Source organism: Actinomadura meyerae, assembly GCF_900188445.1.
GTDB classification, from domain to species: domain Bacteria; phylum Actinomycetota; class Actinomycetes; order Streptosporangiales; family Streptosporangiaceae; genus Spirillospora; species Spirillospora meyerae.
The window spans coordinates 269,582-276,182 of the sequence record NZ_FZOR01000006.1 but is presented as its reverse complement, the minus strand read 5'-3'; the positions used below and the strand labels follow the sequence as shown (position 1 = coordinate 276,182).

Below are 6,601 nucleotides of genomic sequence, written 5' to 3'. Positions count from 1 at the left end.
GTTCTCCGTCGCGGCCATCAAGCCGAAGCGCGCAGGCATCACTTCAGGCGACACCTGAGCCTCCAGATGATCAAGATCTAGCTATGTAGTACTAGCCGCGCGTCCGGGGGGGAGCGATACGGCGGCGGGGCAGGGCCTTGGCCAAGCGGTCCGCGCAAGCGGTGACCGGCCCCTGTCCCGGTCACCGCCCGCGGCCGCTTGGCGCCCCCGTCGGGCCCTGGCCCGCCGCCTTTCCCGCGGTACATCCGGTGAGATGCCGGCCGGCGCCCTGAAGTTCGCAAGCCGGGCATGCGGGTATCGCTCCCGACATGCCTTCAACACGAGTTCGGCCGACCGGCCCGGCGGACACCGCGGCGCGCGGCGGGGGATCCACGAAGCGGATCCTGATCGTCGGCGGCGGCTACGTCGGCATGTACACGGCGCTGCGGCTGCAGCGCAAGCTCCGCAGGGAGATGCGCCGGGGCGAGGTCGCCGTCACCGTCATCGATCCGCAGTCGTACATGACCTACCAGCCGTTCCTCCCCGAGGCGGCCGCCGGGAACCTCGAGCCGAGGCACGTCGTCGCGCCGCTGCGCAAGACCCTGAACCGCTGCCGGATCGTCAACGGCTTCGTGACGCGGATCGACCACGCGGCCAAGCGGGTCACCATCTGCCCGGCCGGGGCGCGGACCGACGGCGTCGCCGACCGCGACATCCCCTACGACATGCTCGTGGTCGCGCTCGGCTCCATCTCCCGCACCCTGCCCATCCCGGGCCTCGCCGAATGCGGGATCGGCTTCAAGACCGTCGAAGAGGCGATCTTCCTGCGCAACCACGTCCTGCACCAGCTCGACATCGCCGCCGCCAATCCCGACGACGAGCGGATCAGGAGGCGGGCGCTCACCTTCGTGTTCGTCGGCGCCGGTTTCGCGGGCGTGGAGGCCATGGCCGAACTGGAGGACATGGCTCGGGACGCGTGCCAGTGGTACCCCTCCATCGACCCGCGCGAGATGCGCTGGGTGATGGTCGAGGCCACCGACCGGGTCCTGCCCGAAGTGGGTCCCGAGATGGGCCGCTGGACGGCCGAGGCGCTGCGCGCCCGCGGCATCGAGGTCAAGATGAACACCCTGCTGAAATCCGCGGTGAAACGGCACATCGTGCTGAGCGACGGCGAGGAGTTCGACGCCGGCACGCTCGTCTGGACGGCGGGCGTCAAACCGCACCCCGTCCTCAAGGAGACCGACCTCCCGCTGGACGACAAGGGCCGCATCAAGGCCACCGCCGAACTGACCGTCGAAGGCCTGGAACACGTGTACACGGCCGGTGACAACGCCGCCGTCCCCGACCTCAGCGGCAAGGGCGAATACACCGCCCCGAACGCTCAGCACGCCGTACGCCAGGCCCGGCGGCTCGGCGACAACATCGCGGCCGACGTGCGCGGCAAGCCCCGCAAGCCGTACAAGCACGCCTACGTCGGATCGGTGGCGAGCCTCGGCCTGCACAAGGGCGTCGCGAACGTCTACGGAGTGCAGCTCCGCGGCCTCCCCGCGTGGTTCATGCACCGCACCTACCACCTGTCGCGGATGCCGACCGTCAACCGCAAGTTCCGCATCACCATGGACTGGACGCTCGCGTTCTTCTTCCGCCGGGAAATCGTCTCGCTCGCCGAGCTGGAACGGCCGCGCCAGGAATTCGAACTCGCCGCGGGCAAGACACAGGAGAACGTGGCGGTCTGATCGCCGTCCACCGAGGTGAAACGGGGTGGCGCGCCTTCCGGCAGCGCGCCCCCGCCCTTCTTGACAGGCGCTGTGGAACTGGCCGGACCCGGCCGTCGGCCGCAACCCCGTGAAATGACCCGCCTCCGCCGGCCCCTGACTCGATATGATGACGCCGCCCCTGTAGCCCAATGGCAGAGGCAGGCTCCCTAAAAGAGCCATTGTGTCGGTTCGAGTCCGACCAGGGGCACTGTGTTTGCCCAGGGGGGGCGACCCCCCTGGAACCCCCCGTCACGGCCGGGAGGCCGTTTCCCCGATCCGCTGGCGCGTCTCGGCGAAACAGCCTCCCGGCCGGCGGGTCGTGCGGCCTCCGGGCGCTGGGCGCCCTCCAGCCGCCCGACCCGGACCCCCACACTTCGGGGCGATTACCACTAAAAACACAAAGCTGATCAGGTCAATGGGCCACACTTCCTTGGCTTGGACCCCGACCACAGGAACACGGGACGGGCGGCCGGAGTCCGCTCTAGTGCCCGGAGGTCGCACGGCCCGCCGGCCAGCGGGCCGTTTCACGAGACGCGCCAGCGGATCGGGAAAGGGTCCCGCCGGCCGTGACGGGGGTTCCAGGGGGTCGCCCCCTGGGGGAAACCAGCCGTTTACACTGGAGAGCCACCTCGGCCGAAAGTGGAGACTCTGATGGAGAGTAGAAACCCCGCGTTCCGGGGGAACGCCTTCGACCAGCGGGGCGCGGCGTACGGCGCCGCCGGATACGGAGCGCCCGGGTACGGGCAGCAGTACGGGGCACAGCAGTATGGGGCGCCGGGTTACCAGCCCGGGTACGCGCCTCCGGCCACTCGGCCGATGACCATGGACGACGTCGTCGTCCGCGGGTTCCTCAGCCTGGCCGTCCTGGTCCTCGCCGCCGCGGTCGCGTGGGTCGCGGTGCCGACCTCGATCGCGATGCCGGTGCTGGTGGTGGCGCTGCTGGCCGAGATCGGCATCTGGGCGTTCATCACGTTCGGGCGCAAGGCGAACGCGCCGCTCGTGCTGGCGTTCGCCGCGGTCTACGGGATCGTGGTCGGCATCGTCAGCCATGCCTACAACGACCTCTACCACGGCGTGGTGTTCCAGGCCGTGATCGGGACCGCGCTGGCGTTCGGTGCCACGCTGGCCGTCTACGCGCTGCGCATCGTCCGCGTCACGCCCAAGTTCGCCAAGTTCGTCGTCGCGGCGGGCGCCGCGCTCATCGGGCTGATGCTCATCAACCTGATCGTGCACCTGTTCGGCGGCGACCAGGGCATCGGCATCCGCGACCCGGGCAGCCCGCTCGCCTACGTGTTCAGCGTCGTCGCGATCCTCGTCGGCTGCTTCTTCCTGCTGCTGGACTTCGACGCCGTCGAGCAGGGCGTCCGGCAGGGGGCGCCGGAGAAGTTCGCCTGGTACTGCGCGTTCGGGCTGGTGCTCAGCCTGGTGTGGATCTACCTGGAGATCCTGCGGCTGCTGAGCTACTTCAGCGGGCGCGACTAGCCCGCGCAACGATCAGCCCCGCTCCGGACGGTGCGGGGCTGATCCGTGTGGGGATCTCTGCGCCGGGGTCGTGGCGGACGTAGCGGCACGACTGCGGGGGCATCCGCCGGCGGGAACCCCACCGGGTCCCTACGGGGCTGGCTTCGTCAGTAGTGGCGCGCGCGCCGGGTGCGCTCGTGCTCGCGCACCAGGGCCGCGGCGTAGCCGTGCGAGAGGTTGTGCTCCTCGGCCAGCCACGTGCTGCGCTCCTCGCAGCGGGTGAACGAGGGGCCGTTCTCGATGGCGGTGAACCACTCGGGGATGTCACGTCCTGTGACTTGCGGGATCCTTGCGATCAGCTTGCTGTGCGTCTCCGGCGAGTGGTTCAGTGACAATTGGCACCTCCAGGTCGCGGGGCTCTTCCTGCTGACTCTGCAACACCTCTCCGCATGTGACAAGACCCTAACGGGGACCTATCTTTTGCGTTACGTAGATCATTTGTAACGGGGATGTCCCCCGGAAAAGCGCAGGTGGCCCGCGTGCCCGCCCCGGAGGGGCGTGTCGCGCGGGCCACCCGGAGAACGGCTCAGGAGAGGCGCTCCAGAACCATCGCCATGCCCTGGCCGCCGCCCACGCACATCGTCTCCAGACCGAACTGCTTGTCGTGGAACTTCAGCCCGTTGACGAGCGTGGAGGTGATGCGGGCGCCGGTCATGCCGAACGGGTGGCCGACCGCGATCGCGCCGCCGTTCACGTTCAGCTTGTCGTGGTCGATGCCGAGGTCCTCGGCGGACGGCAGCACCTGCGCCGCGAACGCCTCGTTGATCTCGACCAGGTCGATGTCGTCGATGGTCATGCCGGCCTTGGCGAGGGCCTTGCGGGACGCCTCGACCGGGCCGAGCCCCATGATCTCGGGGGACAGGCCGGTGACGCCGGTCGACACGATCCGCGCCAGCGGGGTGATGCCGAGCTCGGCGGCCTTGGTGTCGCTCATCACGACGACCGCGGCGGCGCCGTCGTTCAGCGGGCAGCAGTTGCCCGCGGTGACCGTCCCGTCCGGGCGGAACACCGGCTGGAGCTGGGACACCTTCTCGTAGGTGGTGCCGGGCCGGGGGCCGTCGTCCTTGGCCACGACGCTGCCGTCCGGCAGCGTCACCGGGGTGATGTCCTTCTCCCAGAAGCCGTTGGCGAGCGCCTTCTCGGCGAGGTTCTGCGAGCGGACGCCGAACTCGTCCTGCGCCTGCCGGCTGACGCCGCGCAGCCCGGCCACGTTCTCGGCGGTCTGCCCCATCGCGATGTAGATGTCGGGGAGGGCGCCGTCCTCGCGCGGGTCGTGCCACACCGGCGCGCCGCCCTCGCCCGCCTTGGCCGTGCGGGCCTGCGCGTCGGCGAACAGCGGGTTCTGGGTGTCGGGGAGGCCGTCGCTGCTGCCCTTGGCGAACCGGCTGACGGTCTCCACCCCGGCCGAGACGATCACGTCGGCCTCGCCGGCCTTGATCGCGTGCAGCGCCATCCGGGTGGTCTGCAGCGAGGACGAGCAGTACCGGGTGATGGTGGCGCCGGGCACGTTGTCCCAGCCCAGCAGGACGGACACGACGCGGGCCATGTTGTAGCCCTGCTCGCCGCCGGGCAGTCCGCAGCCGAGCAGCAGGTCGTCGATCTGGTCCGGGCCGAGCTGCGGGACCTTCGCCATCGCGGCGGTGATCATCTGGGCGGTGAGGTCGTCGGGCCGGATGTCCTTGAGCGACCCCTTGAACGCGCGGCCGATGGGCGAGCGCGCGGTCGCGACGATGACTGCCTCGGGCATAGCGGGTCTCCTGTCTGAGCGGCCGAAACGGTGACAACTTACTCACCGGTCACCCGGCCAATCTAACCGCTGGCGACCGCCCCGTACACGGCGGCCCCCGGCCTAGTCGACGCCACGTCCAATAAGTGTCGGCTTACTCGGGCGGGTCCCGGCGGCGCGGTGACGGCCGTCCCATGCGCCCGGGACGCCGGGCGTCCGACGCTGGGATCCGTGCCACCGGGCGGGCCGCCGCGAGCGCGGGCGACGGGCCGGCCGGACGGCGCCTCGGGGCGCCGGGGCCCGTCTTCTGGTGACCGGACGGGCCCCGGTCATTCCCAGCCGCCGCCGGTCTCGGCCGCGGGCCGCCGCGCGCGGCGGTCGCGCAGCCACTGCCGGGTCTGGGCGATGCCGCTCGCGCAGCGCGCCAGGCGGCGCGCCGGGGCGACCGCCGCGAGCGCGGCGGCGCCGGTCGACAGCGGGCGCACCAGCGCCCGCCGCAAAGGGCGGTGCAACGGGTACCGCAGCGTCGCCCAGCGGCCCCGCGGGCCCCGGTCGTCGCCCGCGACGGACGCGCCGCTGACCTCGGTACCGGCCCGCTCGGCGGCCTCGGCGGCGGCCTGCGCGACCGGGCGGGCGGCCGCGCCGGGCAGGTCGGGCTCCAGGCCGAGCGCCGCCGCCATCGACGGCAGGACGGCCGCGGCCGCGGCGGCGTAGCCGCGGGCGGACGGATGGTAGCGGTCCTCGCTGAACATCGACATCGGGTCCGCGGCGAACTCGTGCCCCAGCAGGTCGCCGAGGGAGACCGAGCGGCCGCCGTGCTCGACGACGGCGATGGTCTGCGCGGCGGCGAGCTGGCGGCTGGCCCGCCGCGCCAGCCAGCGGAGCGGCTGCATCAGCGGCTTCACCGAGCCGAGGTCGGGGCAGGTGCCGACGACGACCTCGGCGCCCGCGGCGCGCAGCCGCCGGACGGCCTCGGCGAGGTGCCGGACGGACTCGGCGGGCCCGACCCGTCCGGTCACGTCGTTCGCGCCGATCATGATGACGGCCAGGTCGGGGCGGGCCCGCACGGCCCGGTCGACCTGGCCGTGCAGGGCCTGCGACCGGGCGCCGGAGCGGGCCACGTTGGTCAGCCGGACCGGACGCCCCGCGGCCTCGGCGAGCCAGCCCGCGAGCAGGGCGGCGGGCGTCTCGGCCGGGGTGTGGACGCCGAGCCCGGCGGCGGTCGAGTCGCCGAGCATGACCAGCGACAGCGGGGCGCCGCCCGCCCCCTCGCCGTAGAGGCCGTCGGCGGCGGGCGGGTCGCCGTTGGGCGTCGCCTGGATGATCCGGCGGGCGAGCCTGGCCTCGACGACGATCAGGCCGAAGGTCATGCCGCCGAGGGCGGTGAGACCACCGCCGCCGTAGGCCGCCGCCGCCGCGATCCGGCGCGCGGTGAATGCTCTCAACATGCCGCCTTGACCCTCCGTGATCATCTTTCTACCCGCGCGAGGACGCTTTGATGCCTGCCCGCTGGATCTCGGCTAACGTCGGAAACGGGAAACCTTCCGGAGCCGTGCCCGTTCCGCCGCTTTACCGGCGGCGCCACCCGGGCCCGGCGCTCAGATCAATCACTGAACGA

5 protein-coding genes and 1 tRNA gene are annotated in these 6,601 nt (G+C 71.9%); 3 read left to right on the top strand and 3 right to left on the bottom strand.

What is annotated here, in order from left to right:
- Positions 1-410 precede the first annotated feature (410 nt).
- The 3 genes from CHF16_RS09655 to CHF16_RS09645 all read left to right on the top strand — a co-directional run bounded on the left by CHF16_RS09655 (position 411) and on the right by CHF16_RS09645 (position 3,218).
- Complete coding sequence (locus tag CHF16_RS09655; RefSeq protein WP_245868319.1) at positions 411-1,715, top strand: NAD(P)/FAD-dependent oxidoreductase; 1,305 nt, start codon at positions 411-413, stop codon at positions 1,713-1,715.
- A gap of 156 nt (positions 1,716-1,871) precedes the next feature.
- Positions 1,872-1,944: transfer RNA gene (locus CHF16_RS09650), tRNA-Leu, on the top strand.
- Positions 1,945-2,387: 443 nt separating this feature from the next.
- Positions 2,388-3,218: a Bax inhibitor-1/YccA family protein gene (locus CHF16_RS09645; RefSeq protein ID WP_089325574.1), complete on the top strand. Its 831-nt coding sequence runs from the start codon at positions 2,388-2,390 to the stop codon at positions 3,216-3,218.
- A 146-nt stretch (positions 3,219-3,364) separates the two neighbouring features.
- On the opposite strand, the gene CHF16_RS09640 is transcribed toward CHF16_RS09645, so the two are convergent.
- From CHF16_RS09640 to CHF16_RS09630, 3 genes are all read right to left on the bottom strand, one after another.
- Entirely contained in the window at positions 3,365-3,592 is a 228-nt protein-coding gene (locus tag CHF16_RS09640) for a DUF4287 domain-containing protein (RefSeq protein ID WP_089325573.1), read from the bottom strand.
- A 191-nt stretch (positions 3,593-3,783) separates the two neighbouring features.
- The gene (locus CHF16_RS09635) at positions 3,784-5,004 is read right to left on the bottom strand and encodes an acetyl-CoA C-acetyltransferase (RefSeq protein WP_089325572.1); all 1,221 of its coding nucleotides are present in this window, start codon (positions 5,002-5,004) and stop codon (positions 3,784-3,786) included.
- A 308-nt stretch (positions 5,005-5,312) separates the two neighbouring features.
- On the bottom strand, positions 5,313-6,431 hold the full coding sequence (locus tag CHF16_RS09630) for an SGNH/GDSL hydrolase family protein (protein WP_089325571.1): 1,119 nt from the start codon (positions 6,429-6,431) through the stop codon (positions 5,313-5,315).
- Positions 6,432-6,601: the final 170 nt, after the last annotated feature.